13 protein-coding genes and 1 tRNA gene are annotated in these 16030 nt (G+C 63.1%); 12 read left to right on the forward strand and 2 right to left on the reverse strand.

All coding sequences use genetic code 11. The annotated features are described in order from the left end of the window. Positions 1 to 159 precede the first annotated feature (159 nt). From WBQ96_RS25505 to argE, 11 genes are all read left to right on the forward strand, one after another. Positions 160 to 1074 (forward strand): hydroxymethylglutaryl-CoA lyase, encoded by a 915-nt coding sequence (locus tag WBQ96_RS25505; RefSeq protein WP_336555212.1) that lies wholly within the window; start codon positions 160 to 162, stop codon positions 1072 to 1074. Positions 1075 to 1165: 91 nt separating this feature from the next. Then, positions 1166 to 2407 carry a CaiB/BaiF CoA transferase family protein gene (locus WBQ96_RS25510; protein WP_336555214.1) on the forward strand — a complete coding sequence of 414 codons (1242 nt, stop codon included), beginning with the start codon at positions 1166 to 1168 and terminating at the stop codon, positions 2405 to 2407. 1 nt (position 2408) lies between these two features. Further along, entirely contained in the window at positions 2409 to 3182 is a 774-nt protein-coding gene (locus tag WBQ96_RS25515) for an enoyl-CoA hydratase/isomerase family protein (RefSeq protein WP_336555216.1), read from the forward strand. 170 nt (positions 3183 to 3352) lie between these two features. Beyond that, the gene (locus WBQ96_RS25520; RefSeq protein ID WP_336555217.1) at positions 3353 to 3484 is read left to right on the forward strand and encodes a hypothetical protein; all 132 of its coding nucleotides are present in this window, start codon (positions 3353 to 3355) and stop codon (positions 3482 to 3484) included. 65 nt (positions 3485 to 3549) lie between these two features. Beyond that, positions 3550 to 5127 (forward strand): ABC transporter substrate-binding protein, encoded by a 1578-nt coding sequence (locus WBQ96_RS25525; RefSeq protein ID WP_165121212.1) that lies wholly within the window; start codon positions 3550 to 3552, stop codon positions 5125 to 5127. A gap of 125 nt (positions 5128 to 5252) precedes the next feature. Beyond that, positions 5253 to 6452 carry an amidohydrolase gene (locus WBQ96_RS25530; RefSeq protein ID WP_336555220.1) on the forward strand — a complete coding sequence of 400 codons (1200 nt, stop codon included), beginning with the start codon at positions 5253 to 5255 and terminating at the stop codon, positions 6450 to 6452. Next, positions 6452 to 7429, forward strand: coding sequence for an ABC transporter permease (locus WBQ96_RS25535; protein WP_336555223.1), 978 nt, complete (start codon positions 6452 to 6454; stop codon positions 7427 to 7429). The genes WBQ96_RS25530 and WBQ96_RS25535 overlap by 1 nt, the downstream gene beginning before the upstream one ends. A gap of 11 nt (positions 7430 to 7440) precedes the next feature. Further along, entirely contained in the window at positions 7441 to 8271 is an 831-nt protein-coding gene (locus WBQ96_RS25540) for an ABC transporter permease (protein ID WP_336555225.1), read from the forward strand. Next, positions 8268 to 9902, forward strand: a complete 1635-nt coding sequence (locus WBQ96_RS25545; RefSeq protein ID WP_336555227.1) for an ABC transporter ATP-binding protein — start codon at positions 8268 to 8270, stop codon at positions 9900 to 9902. The genes WBQ96_RS25540 and WBQ96_RS25545 overlap by 4 nt, the downstream gene beginning before the upstream one ends. Positions 9903 to 9950: 48 nt before the next feature. Continuing rightward, on the forward strand, positions 9951 to 11948 hold the full coding sequence (locus tag WBQ96_RS25550; protein ID WP_336555229.1) for an FAD-binding oxidoreductase: 1998 nt from the start codon (positions 9951 to 9953) through the stop codon (positions 11946 to 11948). 70 nt (positions 11949 to 12018) lie between these two features. Beyond that, positions 12019 to 13182: an acetylornithine deacetylase gene (argE, locus tag WBQ96_RS25555; RefSeq protein ID WP_336555231.1), complete on the forward strand. Its 1164-nt coding sequence runs from the start codon at positions 12019 to 12021 to the stop codon at positions 13180 to 13182. A gap of 296 nt (positions 13183 to 13478) precedes the next feature. Here argE and WBQ96_RS25560 read toward each other — a convergent pair. Further along, positions 13479 to 13555, reverse strand: a tRNA-Met gene (locus tag WBQ96_RS25560). Between the two features lie 236 nt (positions 13556 to 13791). Between WBQ96_RS25560 and WBQ96_RS25565 the strand changes: the two genes are divergently transcribed. Then, entirely contained in the window at positions 13792 to 14745 is a 954-nt protein-coding gene (locus WBQ96_RS25565; protein WP_336555233.1) for a Gfo/Idh/MocA family protein, read from the forward strand. A gap of 62 nt (positions 14746 to 14807) precedes the next feature. Here WBQ96_RS25565 and mnmA read toward each other — a convergent pair whose 3' ends face one another. Further along, positions 14808 to 15998, reverse strand: coding sequence for a tRNA 2-thiouridine(34) synthase MnmA (gene mnmA, locus WBQ96_RS25570; RefSeq protein ID WP_119821500.1), 1191 nt, complete (start codon positions 15996 to 15998; stop codon positions 14808 to 14810). Positions 15999 to 16030 lie beyond the last annotated feature (32 nt).

A 16030-nucleotide genomic window follows, 5' to 3' on the forward strand; every position in this document is an offset into this window, starting at 1 on the left:
CTTCTTCTGCTCATGTGGGCCTCGCACTGCACTGACATACTTACGTACTGCCGAGAATGTACTTTATTCACATAACTAGCGGCAAATTATGTGAATAATGACATTCTGTCGTCGTGCATGTTCGGCCTAGTGTCGCTCCGAAATTATCGGAGAAGAGACATGCCGGAGAGTGTACGGATCGTGGAGGTGGGACCACGAGACGGTCTTCAGAACGAAAAAGTCGCCATTCCCGTCACGACAAGGCTCGAACTCATTAAGCGCCTCGCTGCGGCGGGGCTTCGCTCAATCGAGGTGGGCAGCTTTGTTTCCCCAAAGCGTATCCCTCAGATGGCCGATACCGATCAGGTCGTCAGGCAACTGCCGATGGCCGATGAAGTCCGCTATCCGGTGCTGGTTCCCAATCAGCAAGGCATGGCCGCTGCGATCGAGGCCGGCGTAAGAGAGGTAGCCATCTTCGCATCGGCATCGGAGACGTTTTCCGCGAGGAACATAAACTGCTCGATCGCTGAGAGCATCGAGCGGTTCCGCCCCGTCATCGAGATGGCAAATGCGAACCGTGTGGCAGTTCGCGGCTACGTATCATGCGTACTCGGGTGCCCGTATGAGGGGCCGGTGGCGATCGATGCGGTGGTTTCCGTATCGCAGAGGCTCGCACAGCTTGGCTGTTACGAGATTTCGCTCGGCGATACCATCGGCATTGGCACGCCGCGGCAAGCCCGCGCGGTCGTCCGTGCCGTCGCTCAGGATATCGGGATCGACGCGTTGGCGGTCCACTTCCACGATACGCGCGGTCAAGCACTGGCCAATATTCTCGCATGCCTCGAAGAAGGCGTAGCTGTCGTGGACAGCTCGGTCGCCGGGCTGGGCGGTTGTCCCTATGCACGCGGCGCGACTGGAAACGTTTCGACCGAAGATCTGCTGTTCATGCTTCACGGAATGGGAGTGGAGACCGGCGTCGATCTTGGCTCCGTCATTGATGCGGGCCTCTTCATCTCGGCCGAACTCGGGCGGCCCACAGGCTCGAAAGTGGCGCAGGCGATGATCGCGGGCAGCGGTTCCGAGCCGACTATGTGAGAAACGCACGCTTATGACATTGGTTGATGTAGCGGCGAGATATTGTTAGCGCCGGGATCATCTCGAAGAATTGCCCCTTAGGGAGAAATAAATGTCGGAAGAATTTGCAGCCACCGGAGCCGGGGTCACCGGATCCGGTCCCCTGAAGGGCGTCACCGTACTCGACATAACGCGGGTGGTGGCTGGCCCGTTCTGCTCCATGCTGCTGGCCGATCTTGGCGCGACGGTGATCAAGGTCGAGCATCCCGACGATCCCGACTATGCGCGGACGTTCCCGCCCTTCGTGTCTGGCGATGACGAGGAATTCAGCGCCTTCTTCACGCAATTCAACCGCAACAAGCTCGGCATCACGCTGAACATGAAGTCTGCCGAGGGCAAGACGCTGCTTCGCAAGCTGGTGCGTCGGGCGGACGTGCTGGTGGAGAATTTCCGGCCTGGGACCATGGAGCGCCTCGGGCTCGGTTATGAGGTGCTGAAGAAGGAGAATCCACGCCTGATCTACACGGCGATCAGCGGGTTCGGCCGCACCGGCCCGAACGCCTCGCGTCCCGCTTACGACAACACCGGCCAGGCTGCCGGCGGCCTTTGGTCGATGAACGGCTATGCCGACCGGCCGCCAGTGCGGGTCGGCACGATCATCGGCGATCTGGCGGCTTCGCTTTACGCTGCGATCGGGACGCTTGCGGCGCTGCGCGAAGCCGAGCGCGGCGGCGAGGGGCAGGTGGTCGATATCTCGCAGCAGGATTCCGTGCTCACCCTGACCGAGAACGCGGTGGTCCGCTACACCATGGAAGGAGACGTTGCCTCGCCGCTCGGCAATGAGCATCCTTTCGTCCGACCCTACGGCCAGTTTCCCTGCAAGGACGGCTACGTCTTCTTCGGCGGCTACACGGACAAGTTCTGGAGGATCACCTGCGAGCTTTTCGGCGAGCCGGAAGTCGCCAACGATCCCGAGATCGACACGATGGAAAAGCGTTTCGACCAGAGTGTCGCCGAGCGGCGCGTCAAACCCCTCCTGGAACGCTGGTTCAGCGCCTACACCAAGGCCGAGCTTGAAGAACTGGCTGGCGACCGCATCCCGCTCAGCGCGATCAAGACCATCGCGGAGGTGGTGGAGGACCCGCACATCGCGGCGCGCGACATGATCGTCAAGGTACCGGTCGGCGGCAAGCTCGTGCGCATGTTCGGGCTGCCGATCAAGCTTTCCGGGACGCCCGGCAATGCTTGCGCCAAAGCGCCCAACCCCGGCGAACACAACACCTTCGTCTATTCGCGGCTGGTGGGTCTTACGCCCGAAGAGCTGAGCAAGCTCGCCGAGGATGGAGCGATCTGAGATGGCGATCGAACTGCAGTGCTCCGGTCACGTCGCGACGATCCGCCTCTCGCGTCCTGAAAAACTCAATGCCCTTTCGCTTGCCATGTACGAGGATCTGGGCAAGGCCTTCATGGCCGTTCGCGACGACGACGATGTTCGGGCGGTCGTCCTGGCGGGTGCAGGCGAGCGCGCATTCTGTGTCGGCGCGGACCTGACGGAGTCCATCCCGGCGCTGGCCAGCGACCGTTTCGACATCAGCGCCTGGGATCCGGCTCATCTCAAGGGGCTGAAATTCTACAAACCCATCGTCTGCGCGGTGCGCGGTCTGTGCATCGGCGGCGGCTTCGAGATCATGCTTGCGACGGACATCCGCATCGCCTCCACCGATGCCATGTTCCAGCTTCCAGAACCGACCCACGGCTTTGTGCCCGCCGGCGGTACGCTGGTGAGACTGGTTCGCCAGATCGGCTACGCCCATGCCATGGAGATACTGCTCTCGGGGCGGCGGTTTCGCGCCGACGAAATGGCAGCGAAGGGCGTCGTCAACCAGGTCGTCGCGCCAGATCAGGTCGAGCCGCTCGCCCAGGAGATCGCCGCGCAGATCGCCGCCTTCAGCCCGACCGCGATCCAGACCATCAAGGAAGCCGTGCTGACACTCCAGGATCTGCCTCTGGACGAGGCCTTTGCCGAGGAGGCCAGGCTCGGGCACCGCACCTTCACCAGCGATGACGCCAAGCGCGGGCTGCAGGCTTTCGCCGAACGCTCGGCAAACACGGGCGGGAGACAGAGATGATCCCACACCGTGGTGCGAGCCGATTTGTCGATGACCGACACTGCTGGTCTCGGCGGGTGTGTGTCCGAGACATTGAACACCAGAGCATGCGTTACCTAAGGTCTTGAACATACCGTTTCGGCGACACGCATTCATGCTGGTCGTCCAGAACGGATGAGGGAGGAACGTGAATGAATAATCCCGGAAGAGTTGCGGTGACCGCGGCTCAGATGGCCGTCGAAGAGTTTGGCGGCAAAGTCCTCGGCAAGTCCGTCGAGGTGCTGTTTGCAGACCACCAGAACAAGACCGTCACGAAGAAATAAGCGGTCGGGGAACCGCAGCGCACCGTACACCGGCAGCGTTTTGATTGAAAAAGGAGAGAGATGAAATGAATCGGCGGGAATTCAACATGATGCTGGCGGCCACCCTTGGCTCGACCGCTTTCGTGGGGCAGGCTTTCGGTCAGGAGGTGGGTGAGACGCTGACGGCGATCATCCAGCCCGAGCCACCGATCCTGAACCTGGGGATCAACCAGCAGACGCCGACCGGCGTCGTGGGCGGCAAGCTCTATGAGGGTTTGCTTTCCTATGCCAAGGATCTCACGCCGCAGCCATTGCTCGCCGATACCTGGGACATTTCCGAGGACGGCCTGACCTATACGTTCAAGCTGGTTCAGAACGCGAAATGGCATGACGGCCAGCCCTTCACGTCAGCGGACGTCATCTTCTCCTGCAAGTCGCTTCTGCCTGAAACGCATCCCCGCGCAAAGGCCGTTTTCGACCGTTGCGAAAGCATCGAGGCGCCTGACGACTTCACGGTCGTCTTCAAGCTGAAGCAGCCTTTCCCGGCTTTCATCATGGCCTTCGAGACGGCTTCCGCGCCGATGGTGCCGCGCCATCTTCTGGAAGGGAAGGATTATCGCAAGGATGGCGCCGAACAGCCGCCGATCGGCACCGGGCCGTTCCGGCTCAATGAATGGGTCAAGGGTTCGCACATCCACCTCACGGCGGTCGATGACTACTACCGGCCGGACCAGCCGAAGCTGAAGGAGATCTACTATCGCGTCATTCCAGACGCGGCCTCGCGCGCTGTCTCGCTCGAGCAGGGCGAGACGCAGCTTGCACAGTGGCAGGACATCGAGCCCTTCGACGCCGCGCGCCTGTCTGCGCTGCCGCATCTCGAGATGACGACCGACGGTTACGAGTACTTCTCGCCCATGGTGTGGATCGAGTTGAACTGCCGCCGTCCGCCGATGGACGACAAGCGCTTCCGCCAGGCGCTGACGCATCTGATCGACCGTGAATTCGTGCGCGACCGCATCCTGTTCGGTCTTGCCAATGCGGCCACCGGGCCGATTGCATCTTCGATGCGCTTCTACGATTCGGACGTGAAGACCTATGAGCACTCCGTCGAGAAGGCGGTCGCGCTGCTTGATGAAATGGGTTTGAAGCCCGGCGCTGGCGGCGTGCGCGTCACCCTGAAGTTCACGATGGTGCCAGCGGGCGAGGTCTGGACGCGGATCGCGGAATATGTTCGCCAGGCCTGCGGCGCGGCGGGGGTCAATATCGAGCTGCAGAGCAACGACCTCGCCGGCTGGGTCGCCAGCGTGAGCAACGGCGATTTCGACATCAGCGGCAACCAGCTCTACCAGAACGGCGATCCCGCACTTGGCGTGGCACGCACCTACATCTCTTCCAATATCCGCAAGGGCGTCATGTTCTCCAACACCGCCGGCTATTCAAATCCGAAGGTGGACGAGCTATTCGAAGCGGCGGCCGTGGAGCTCGATGAGAAAAAGCGTCAGGCCTACTACACGGAAGTCCAGCAGCTGCTCGTCGAGGAGATGCCGGTCCTCTGGCTGTGCGAGCAGAAGTATCCGACGATCTACGACAACCGGTTAAAGGAGGTCGTAACCTCGTCGACGGGGGTCAACGCCAACTTCGGCACGACCCACTTCGCAGCTTGATCATTCTGGCGATGCGCCGGCGCCCGGAAGGGTGCCGGCGCATGGCCGTGCAGCGGGTCCGGTCGGTCCCGCGCTCATTCGTCCGATGCGGCTGGCTGCCGCGATAAAGGAGGCCGTTGGCCGACATGACCCCATATTTTGACGACGCGGAAATTGCCGTTCTGCAGACGTGGCGACACAAATTGCATCAGTTTCCGGAAATTTCCGGCGAAGAGGTAGAGACCGCCCGCGAGGTGGTCTCCTTCCTGGCCGACACCAAACCCGACGAGGTCGTCACGGAGCTCGGCGGTCACGGCGTTGCGCTGGTCTACGAGGGTGCCGAGGCGGGACCGACAGTCCTGCTGCGCTGCGAGCTGGACGCGCTTCAGATCCAAGAGATTTCGGACCTTCCCTACCGCTCGCGCAACGACAGCAAGGCGCATATGTGCGGCCATGACGGTCACATGACGATGATGGCTGGCGTTGCCCGCCACCTTGCCCGGCACAGGCCCGCGCGGGGCAGGGCCGTGCTGCTCTTCCAGCCCGCCGAAGAGACGGCCCATGGCGCCGAGGCAGTCCTCGCCGATCCGAAATTCGCCGGGATCACCCCGGACCACGCCTTCGCGATCCACAACATGCCCGGCCTGCCGCTCGCCCATGTTGCTGTCGCCGCGGGCCAGATCACCTGCGCTTCGATGGGCCTGCGCATCGAACTCGTCGGCAAGACCGCCCACGCCTCGATGCCTGAAACCGGCATTTCGCCGGCGGCAGCGGTCGCCCGCATCATCACGGCCTTGAAGACTTTCGAGGCGGGCGATGTCGTCGCGCAGGGCTTCCGCCGGGTGACACTGACGAGCGTCCAGATGGGAAAGCCTGTTTTCGGCATCACCCCGGGTTCGGCCGAAATCTGCATGACCCTCCGCAGGCCCGAGAGCGACGGGATGCCGGCTCTGGTTGAGGACGTGCTGGAGATGGTGCGCGCGGTCGCCGCCGAAGAGCGTCTTACGCTCACGCACTCGACGCATAACTTCTTCCGGGCCTGCGTGAATGACCCCGAGGCTGCGGCAGTCTTCGATAACGCTGCAACGCGCATGAACCTCTCACGCGTGACGGACTATGTGCCGATCAGGGGCGCGGAGGATTTTGGGCTTTTCGGATCCTGCTCGAAGTCGGCGCTCCTGTTCATCGGCTCCGGCACGGACCGGCCGATGGTTCACAATCCCGATTATGATTTTCCCGACGAACTGATCCCGGTCGGGGCCGGGCTGTTTCTTGGCGTCCTCGACCAGTTGCTGGGGTTCGCGCAGCAGGGCGAACAGCAAATTCAAAGGTCGCAATACGTCTGATGCCGATCATTTCCAGTCTTTTAGCCAAGCTTACCGGGATCATATTGACGATCCTCGTCATCGCGACGATCAACTTCGTGCTCGTCCATTCGGCGCCTGGCGATCCTGCGTTGGTGATTGCGGGTCAGTCGGGCGATACGGATGTGAAGTTCATCGAGCAGGTTCGTACCGAGTATGGGCTCGACCAGCCCTATCTGGTGCAACTCGGCACCTATCTGGGTAAGGTTGTGCGGTTCGACCTGGGTTACTCCTACCGGCAACGCCGGGCGGTGAGCGACCTGATCCTCGACCGGCTCGGGCCGACGCTGCTTTTGACGCTGACGGCGTTCTTCCTGTCGCTGATCGGCGGCGTGTTCTTCGGCGCATTTGCCGGGCTCAGGCACGGCAAATGGTCGGATCTGGCGATTTCGCTGGTGTCGCTGCTGCTCTACGCCACGCCGGTGTTCTGGCTCGGGCTGATGCTGGTTCTGATCTTCTCGGTCCAGCTCGAGTGGCTGCCGGCGTTTGGCTATGCGAACATCAGGGCGGCGAGCTACAGCAGCTTCGGCTATGCGATGGATGTGGCGCGGCATCTGATCCTGCCGGCGGTGACGCTCTCGGCGATCTATATGGCCGTCTACACGCGGCTCATGCGGTCCTCGCTGATCGAGATATCGCATGAGGATCATGTCCGCACCGCACGCGCCAAAGGGCTGACCGAAGGCCGCATCCTGCGCGGCCACATGCTGCGCAACGCAGCCGTGCCGGTGGTGACCTTTGCCGGACTTCAGGCAGGCGCACTGATCGGCGGCGCGGTGGTGGTGGAGACGGTGTTCTCATGGCCGGGGCTTGGCCGCCTGACCTTCGACGCGGTCACGGCGCGGGATTATCCGGTGCTGCTCGGCCTGTTCCTGGTGATGTCGGTCATGGTGATCGCGGTCAATCTGCTGACCGATCTCCTGCACCGGCTGATCGACCCGCGCGTCGGCGCGCATTAGGGAGTGTCGACATGAAGGATATCATCCGCACCTTTCTGCGGCGCCCCGCCGGCATCGTCGGGCTGGTGCTTCTGGGCCTCGTCTGCCTGATGGCGGTGGTCGCACCCCTGGTCTATCCCGCTTCGCCGTGGGAGATGACCGGCATACCCTTCAGCCGTCCGGGCGAGAACGGCATGCTTCTGGGCGCTGATACGCTCGGCCGCGATATCGCGTCCGGGATCGTCCATGGCGCGCGGGTCTCGATCCTGATCGGGCTGGCCTCGACGCTGACGGCACTGTGCATCGGCGTGCTTCTCGGCTGCATCTCGGGCTATGCCGGCGGTGCGGTCGATGCCGTCATCGTGCGCTTCACCGAGATCTTCCAGACCATCCCGAGCTTCGTGCTTGCGATCCTTCTGGTGGCGATCCTGACGCCGTCGATCGGCACCATCATCCTGGCGATCGGGCTGGTGAGCTGGCCGCCGCTGTCGCGGCTGACGCGGGCGCAGGTGCGCACCGTGGCGCAGCGCGAATTCGTCCAGGCGGCGCGCTGCCAGGGCCAGTCCACCTTGTCGGTCGTCGTGCGCCATGTGCTGCCGAACGCCATCTCGCCGATCATCGTCGCCGGCTCGCTCACCGTGGCGGCGGCAATCCTGATCGAGGCCGGGCTGTCGTTCATGGGACTTGGCGATCCCAACTACATGAGCTGGGGTTACATGATCGGGTCCGGGCGCACCGTCATCCGCCAGGCCTGGTGGATGAGCGTCTTTCCCGGCATTGCCATCCTGCTGACGGTTGTCGCCATCAACCTGGTCGGCGAAGCGCTGAACGATGCACTCAACCCGAGGATATCGCGGGCATGACCGAAGCCTTGCTTGCCATCGAAAACCTCGTCGTCGGCCTGCCGGACGGCGCCGACCGCGCCCGCGCCGTGGACGGGATCAGCCTGACCGTCAATCCCAATGAGATCGTCTGCCTTGTCGGCGAAAGCGGCTCGGGCAAGTCGATGACCGCGCATGCGATCCTCGGGCTGCTGCCGAACAAGGTGAAGGCGCTCAATGGGGCGATCCAGCTCAGTGGGCGTGACCTGCTGCAACTTGCACCCCGCGAGATGCGTGCGCTCCGCGGTGGCGAGATCGCGATGATCTTCCAGGAGCCGCTGACTGCGCTGAACCCGCTGGCGCGCGCGGGCGCGCAGGTGGCCGAGGCGATCCGCACCCACGATCCGGCAGCCAGTACGGCTACCGTCGATGCCCGGGTACAGGAGCTGTTCGGCCAGGTCGGCCTGCCCGATCCCGCGACGCTTTCGGCTGCCTATCCGTTCCAGCTTTCGGGTGGCCAGCGCCAGCGCGTGATGATCGCCATGGCGCTCGCCAACAATCCGCGCCTGCTGATTGCTGACGAGCCGACGACCGCACTGGACGTGACGACGCAGCGCCAGATACTCGACCTGATCCGCAGCCTGCAGGAAAAGCGCGGCATGGGGGTTTTGTTCATCACCCATGACATCGGCGTGGTCGCCGACATTGCCGACCGCGTTATCGTGCTGCGTCATGGCCGGGTGGTCGAGGAAGGTCCGGCAGCCGAGGTCCTGAGCGCACCGCGCGAGGACTATACGCGCGAGCTGCTGGATGCCGTACCGGGCAGGGGGGCGGTGCGCAAGGCAGAAAGCCGCGAGGCACCGCTGCTGGAGATCAAAAGCCTGCACAAGGTGTTCACGACCAGGCAGAGCTTTTTTGCTACCCCGCGCCGGGTCGTCGCAGCCGACGGGATCAACCTTGTCCTGAACCGGGGCGACACGCTGGCGGTGGTCGGCGAGAGCGGTTCGGGCAAGTCGACGCTGGCGCGCATGGTGCTGCGCCTGATCGAGCCCGACGGTGGCGAGATCCTGTTCGACGGCGCCCCGGTCAACGCCATGGGCCGCGAGGCGCTGCGGCAGTTCCGCCGCCGCACGCAGATCGTGTTCCAGGACCCTTACGCCTCGCTCGATCCGCGCCTGAAGATCGGCGAGAGCATCGTTCGCGGGCCCATGGCCTTCGGCACCTCTCGCACCGAGGCCGAAGCCATCGCCAAACGCTGGCTCGAACGGGTCGGCCTGGGCGCTCACGCCCTCGACCGTTTCCCGCACGAATTCTCCGGCGGGCAGCGCCAGCGCATCTGTATTGCGCGAGCCCTGGCGCTCGATCCCGTCTGCCTGATTGCCGACGAGGCGGTCTCGGCGCTCGATGTCTCGGTGCAGGCGCAGGTGCTGCAGCTTCTGGCGGAGCTCAAGGCCGAGATGGGGCTCAGCATGCTCTTCATCACCCACGACCTGCGCGTCGCCCGCGAGATCGCCGACCGCATCGTCGTCATGCAACACGGCCGCATCGTCGAACAGGCACCGGCGGCCGAACTCTTCGACACACCACGTGCCGACTATACAAGACGACTGCTCCAAGCCGTGCCGGGGAGGGAGTTCTTTGCATCGCGCGAAATGACCGGCGCTGCCGTCTAGGGCATGGGAAAGCCTGTAGCGTAGCGAACATGAATGTGGACGACGATCATGGATGACCACACGCGCGCCTTCATCGAGAAGTCCACGCTGCTCTTCATTGCTTCACGCAATGCCGAGGGCGCGATGGATGTCTCCCCGCGCGGTGGTCAGCCCTCGGTGGTCCGGCTGCGCGACGATGGCGCCCTGCTGCTCCCGGATTATGTCGGCAACCGCAGGCTGGACACGATCGGCAATGTGCTGAGCAATCCCGATGTCGCGCTGGTCCTGCTCAACCGCCGCTCTGAGGACTATCTGCGGATTGCCGCACGCGCGAGCGTGTCGCGAAGCGAGGAAGACATCGCCGCCTTTCCCGCCGACGAGAACCGCCCGCTGAGCGTCATTGTGCTGACGCCGGCCCGGATGGAGTTCGTGCCAAGCAAGGCTTTCGCCAGGAGCGGCTTCTGGATCGATCCTGCCGACAGGAAGCCGCCGCTGGACGTGCTCGATATCTACGCCAGGGATGGCCGATGGCAGGCCGAGGGCGGGCGCAAGCCGGTTCTCTATGATGCTGCCGCCGAAAGCCGTCTTGCCGAGGCCGGCCTGCGAGACTTTTACGGGACGCCGAGCCCGCTGGTGCAGACCAAGGTCTACAACACCGCCGGCCCCGGCTTCATGGGTTTTATCGACGATGCGCGGTTCATCGTCTTCGCGCATGAAAGCGATATGGGCGAGATCCTGATGGACCTTGTGGGCGGGTCGCCGCTTCGGCTCGATCCCGACACGAACACACAGTCCCTCCTGCTCGATGTCAGCCACGAAGGCTCAGTAGCGTCCGCCACACCGCATTCCGCCACATTCGCGCTCTTGGCTGCCGAGCCGGGCCGGTCCGACAACATACGCCTGAACGGTGCCTATCGCGAGGTGAGCACCCAGCCGGACGGGCAGCGCCGGTTGAGCGTGCATCCCGAAGAGATTTACTTCCACTGTTCGGCGGCCTTTGCGCGATCGCGGATATGGACGGATTCGCGCCCGGTCGCCTGGAGCGGTCGGCGCAGTTTCAGCTGCGTTGCACGAAAGCGCGAAAGCCCCGACGTGGTGTCTTTCGTGCTGAAGCCTCGCGACAATGCGCCGATTGGATCGATTGCGCCTGGGCAATATGTGAGCGTGTCCCTGCCCAAGGATGAGTACCAGCCGCAGCGGCGGCGTTGCTATTCCGTTTCTGGCACTCCCGACGCGCAGTCGCTGCGCATATCCGTGCGCCGCATCGGCGGTGGCGGTGTGTCGGACCTGCTGCACGATACGGTCGCGGTCGGAGATGAGGTGTTCCTCGGCGCGGCGGGCGGGCAGTTCGTGCTCGAGAGTGCGCCGCTGCGTCCGGTGGTGCTTGTCAGCGCGGGCGTCGGCATCACGCCGCTTCTGCCGATGGCCGAGCATCTGGCCCGCGAAGATGCAGGACGCGACGTCTGGTTCGTCCACGCGGCCCGCAGTGCTAGGCATCATTTGTTCGGCGAGGAGGCGCTGCAGATCGCAGGGCAGGCGAGCAGCAACATCAGGCTGCTTACAGCCTATTCTCAGCCGGAAGACGGCGACACCTGTCACCATAAGGGCCGGCTGGATGCGCATACCATTGCCGCGCATGTGCCGATCGCCGATGCCGATTTCTACATCTGCGGCCCTGACGCGTTCATGTCATCGCTCAGGCAAGGGCTGATCGACCTTGGCGCTGCGCCCGAAAGCATCAGGATCGAAGCATTCGAACCGAAAAGCGGCGGTCTGGCAGGCGCCTTGTCGGGCGGGACGGCGAGCCATGCGCCCTGCACCGTAGAATTCGCGCGCTCCGACAAGCGCGTGACGTGGAAACCTGAAAGCGGATCGCTGCTGGATCTCGCCTTGATGAACGACATTGACGTCCAGTATTCCTGCCGCAACGGGGAATGCCAGTCCTGCGTCCAGCGCGTCGTCAGCGGCAGCGCCGACTATCCGGCGGGCGAAGAGCCACTTCTGGCGCGAGGGCAGGTGCTGCTTTGCCAGGCCATCCCGCGCGGCGATCTTGTCATTGACTGCTAAGCCTTCCCTTCGATGTTCCTGCCATATCCGGTGATCGCTTGCCGAGCTACTGCCTACCGAAAGGATTCGCATGTCCTCACCCAACCGAATGACACCGAAGGAGATGCTGGAGCGCCTCGTCGCCTTTCCGACCGTTTCGTCGGACAGCAACCTTGAACTGATCGAATTCGTCAAAGCTTATCTGGCCGAACACGGCGTGTCCTCGACGGTGATCTTCAACGAGGATGGCTCGAAGGCCAATCTTTTCGCGACGATCGGCCCGATGGCGCCCGGCGGAGTGGTGCTGTCTGGCCATACCGATGTCGTGCCGGCGCTTGAAGCGGGCTGGACGAACAGCCCATGGTTGCTGACCGAACGCAACGGCCGGCTCTACGGCCGGGGTTCATGCGACATGAAGGGCTTCAATGCGCTCGCCTTGGCTGCCGTGCCGGATATGCTCGTGGCAGACCTCAAGGCGCCGATCCACATCGCTCTTTCCTATGACGAGGAAGTCGGGTGCAAGGGTGCGCCGTCGTTGGTCGAAAAGATGGCCGAGACAATAGCCGTGCCTCGGGCGGTCTTCGTGGGCGAGCCGACGCGCATGCGCGTGGTCAATGGGCACAAGGGGATCGTCGCTTTCAACACCCATGTGCGCGGGCACGCGGTCCATTCCAGCCGAATCGATACCGGCGTAAGCGCCGTCATGATCGCGGCCCGGCTTGTGACCTGGCTGGACGACACGCTGGCCGACAACAGCCGCCGCCCCGCGCCCGGCACTTTCGAGCCGCCCTATACGACCTTGCATTGCGGCGTGATCAATGGCGGCGTGGCGGGCAACATCGTGGCCGAATCCTGCAGCTTCATCACCGACATCCGCGCCATTCCGCAGGAGACCGGACAGGGTTTCCGCGACAGGTTCGAGCATTTTGCGCGCACTGAAATAGAGCCAGCGATGAAAGCCATTACCCCGAATTCAGGCATCGAGATTGAGGATCTCTCATCCGTTCCGGGCCTTGCACCGGAACCGGACGGCAATGCGGAGGCGCTGGCGCTTGCGCTGACGGGCGCTAACGATACGGCGGTCGTTGCCTATGCGACGGAAGGCGGCATTTTCCAGAATGCAGGCTGGTCGACGGTCGTTGTGGGACCGGGCGACATCGCGCAGGCCCATCAGGTCGATGAGTATATCGAGGTTGAGCAACTGGCAGCCGGAGAGCGGTTTATCCAGCGACTGATCGCGGAACTTGCCCGATAGCTGTTGGACCTTGGACCTGAAGCGGCGGTCGTGCTTGTTATCGGTGCCCGTGGCTTGGCGGATCGCCGTGGCGTTGATGCACGATCGTTTGTTGATCCCGACTGGAACGGGATATCGCAGCCCGGCAGCGCGAGATCGATCGTATCGTGGACGCGGTAACGAAAGGTCTAATGGAAGCCGAAGAAATCGGGATAGGATCAAAGTCGCTAAGGCGGAGCGCAATCGTCTGCAAGCCGAACTCGATTTTGTTCCGCCACTGCTCCAAGGAGCAGTCCCACTGGTTTCAGTGGGAGCGATGGTAGCGGGAAGTGGACTCGAACCACCGACCCCAGGATTATGATTCCCGTGCTCTAACCAACTGAGCTATCCCGCCACGGAGCGAAGGTCCGAAAATTTGCCACAATTGCGCGGGCATCTCGTAGCTTCGCCGAAGGTCGGGCGGATATAAGGTCGCGACGGTAGGGCTGTCAAGCGCCGAGAGCCGGTGCGACTTCAAGAATTGATGCAAAGAAATCCTTTCTGGCATTCCATTTGATTCAGCGGGCGGGGTTGAGTTCGAAACGGCGCGCCGTTATGTCTCCGCCACCTATTTATTGAGTTCATAATTTGATGAAACCGCGAATTGCAGTTCTGGGATGCGGATATTGGGGCGCGAACCATATCCGCACTCTAAAGGGCCTTGGTGTCCTCCATGCGGTTTCGGACGCCAACAAGGCGCGTGCCGAAGGCTTTGCCTCGGAGCAGGATTGCCTCGCCATCGAGCCTGACGACCTGTTCACCCGCAAGGATATCGACGCCATCGTCATGGCGCTGCCACCGCAGTTTCATGCTGAAGCGGCGATAAAGGCTGTGGAAAACGGCAAGGACGTGCTGGTCGAAAAGCCGATCGCATTGACCGTTCCGGATGCGGAGCGCGCGGTCGCCGCGGCAAAGGCCAACAAGCGCATCTTCATGACCGGTCACGTGCTGCGCTTCCATCCAGCCTTCGAGAAGCTCAAGGAGCTGATCGACAATGGTGAGCTGGGCGAAGTGAAATACATTCACTCCCACCGTCTCGGGCTCGGAAAGTTCCATACCGAAAATGACGCGCTGTGGGACCTGGCGCCGCATGACCTGTCGATGATCCTGGCGATCACCGGTTCGGCGCCGACGGAAATACGCGGCGAGGGTGCCGCCCTTCTGGATCACCAGAGCGATTTTGCCCATCTGCACATGCGCTTCCCCAACGGGCTGCGCAGCCATCTGTTTACTTCGCGCCTCAATCCCTACCGCGAGCGGCGGCTGACTGTGGTCGGCACGCGGGCCATGGCGGTGTTCGACGATGTCGAGCCGTGGGAGCGCAAGCTTGCAGTCTACCGCCATGCCGTCTGGCAGGATAGCGGCCAATGGGCGTTTACCGCCAATGAACCGACCTACATTCCGGTGGAAGGCGGCATGCCACTGACGCGCGAGCTGGAGCACTTCCTGTCGTGCATCCAGACACGGGCCGAGCCGCGCACCAGCGGTGAGGAAGCAATCACCGTGCTTCGCATCCTGACTGCCGGGACAGTCACGCACGGTTGAGCCTATTGGCGCGCGGTGGTGATACACCGCCGCCAGTCCTGTCTTGTTTTATCCGGAGCTTGTTACTCGGCAGCGATCGTGTTCGAGCGCGCGGCGAGCTTCGTCAGCATGGCTTCGGCCTCGGCACCCCGTTCGGAACGCTCGATGAAGCCGCCGCCGAGCACGCGGGCGTCATTGCCGTCATCGACATAGAGCACGCAGGCCTGGCCCGGCGCGATGCCCGATTCGCCGTCGCCAAGCTCGACAAAGATCGCGCCGTCGCGATTGTGAAGTACGGCAGGACGCGGCGGGCGGGTAGAGCGCACCTTGGCGAAAAGCTCGATGCCTTCCGGCCCGATCTCGCCCAGCGGTGTGTCGCCCAGCCAGTTCATGTTGCGCAGGTAGATCTTGTGCGTTTCCAGCGCCTCGCGCGGGCCGACGATGACGCGGGCGCGCTCGGCGTCGAGATGGACGACGTAGAGCGGTTCGCCCGAAGCGATGCCGATGCCGCGGCGCTGGCCGATGGTATAGCGAAGGATGCCGTCATGGCGGCCAAGCACGCGCCCGTCGATATGAACGATGTCGCCAGGGTTGGCGGCGGTCGGCTTCAGCTTGGCGATGATGTCCGAATACTTGCCCTGCGGCACGAAGCAGATGTCCTGGCTGTCCTGCTTGGTGGCAACCGAAAGCCCGAGATCCTCGGCGATGGCGCGTACCTCCGGCTTCGACAGGCCGCCGAGCGGGAAGCGCAGATAGTCGATCTGTTCCTGCGTGGTGGCAAAGAGGAAATAGCTCTGGTCGCGGTCGGCATCGACCGGACGGTAGAGCGCGCGGTGGGCGCCATTGGCGCGCGAGCGGATGTAATGGCCGGTCGCCAGCGCGTCGGCGCCGAGTTCGCGCGCGGTCTCGAGAAGGTCGGCGAACTTGACCGTCTGGTTGCACGACACGCAAGGGATCGGCGTTTCGCCGGAGACATAGCTCTCGGCGAAGGGATCGATGACCGCCTTGCGGAAGCGTTCCTCGTAATTCAGCACATAATGCGGGATGCCGAGCGTCTCGGAGACGCGGCGGGCATCGTCGATATCCTGACCGGCGCAGCACGAGCCGGCGCGGTGGGTGGCTGCGCCATGATCGTAAAGCTGGAGCGTTACGCCAACGACGTCGTAGCCTTCGCGTTTCAGGATGCCGGCCACGACAGACGAATCGACGCCACCCGACATCGCAACCACGACGCGTGTATCTTCAGGACGTCCGGGAAGGTCCAGGCTGTTCATAAAAGGATGGTCCGTTTCAGCTGTTCGGGCGC

The sequence above is a fragment of the Mesorhizobium sp. CCNWLY176 genome (assembly GCF_037153935.1).
GTDB classification, from domain to species: domain Bacteria; phylum Pseudomonadota; class Alphaproteobacteria; order Rhizobiales; family Rhizobiaceae; genus Mesorhizobium_M; species Mesorhizobium_M zhangyense.

Excerpts from the sequence above, each read along its gene's own strand:
- WBQ96_RS25505 (WP_336555212.1), top strand. The coding sequence starts at position 160 with ATGCCGGAGAGTGTACGGATCGTGGAGGTGGGACCACGAGACGGTCTT.
- WBQ96_RS25510 (WP_336555214.1), top strand. The coding sequence starts at position 1,166 with ATGTCGGAAGAATTTGCAGCCACCGGAGCCGGGGTCACCGGATCCGGT.
- WBQ96_RS25515 (WP_336555216.1), top strand. The coding sequence starts at position 2,409 with ATGGCGATCGAACTGCAGTGCTCCGGTCACGTCGCGACGATCCGCCTC.
- WBQ96_RS25520 (WP_336555217.1), top strand. The coding sequence starts at position 3,353 with ATGAATAATCCCGGAAGAGTTGCGGTGACCGCGGCTCAGATGGCCGTC.
- WBQ96_RS25525 (WP_165121212.1), top strand. The coding sequence starts at position 3,550 with ATGAATCGGCGGGAATTCAACATGATGCTGGCGGCCACCCTTGGCTCG.
- WBQ96_RS25530 (WP_336555220.1), top strand. The coding sequence starts at position 5,253 with ATGACCCCATATTTTGACGACGCGGAAATTGCCGTTCTGCAGACGTGG.
- WBQ96_RS25535 (WP_336555223.1), top strand. The coding sequence starts at position 6,452 with ATGCCGATCATTTCCAGTCTTTTAGCCAAGCTTACCGGGATCATATTG.
- WBQ96_RS25540 (WP_336555225.1), top strand. The coding sequence starts at position 7,441 with ATGAAGGATATCATCCGCACCTTTCTGCGGCGCCCCGCCGGCATCGTC.
- WBQ96_RS25545 (WP_336555227.1), top strand. The coding sequence starts at position 8,268 with ATGACCGAAGCCTTGCTTGCCATCGAAAACCTCGTCGTCGGCCTGCCG.
- WBQ96_RS25550 (WP_336555229.1), top strand. The coding sequence starts at position 9,951 with ATGGATGACCACACGCGCGCCTTCATCGAGAAGTCCACGCTGCTCTTC.
- argE (WP_336555231.1), top strand. The coding sequence starts at position 12,019 with ATGTCCTCACCCAACCGAATGACACCGAAGGAGATGCTGGAGCGCCTC.
- WBQ96_RS25565 (WP_336555233.1), top strand. The coding sequence starts at position 13,792 with ATGAAACCGCGAATTGCAGTTCTGGGATGCGGATATTGGGGCGCGAAC.
- mnmA (WP_119821500.1), bottom strand. The coding sequence starts at position 15,998 with ATGAACAGCCTGGACCTTCCCGGACGTCCTGAAGATACACGCGTCGTG.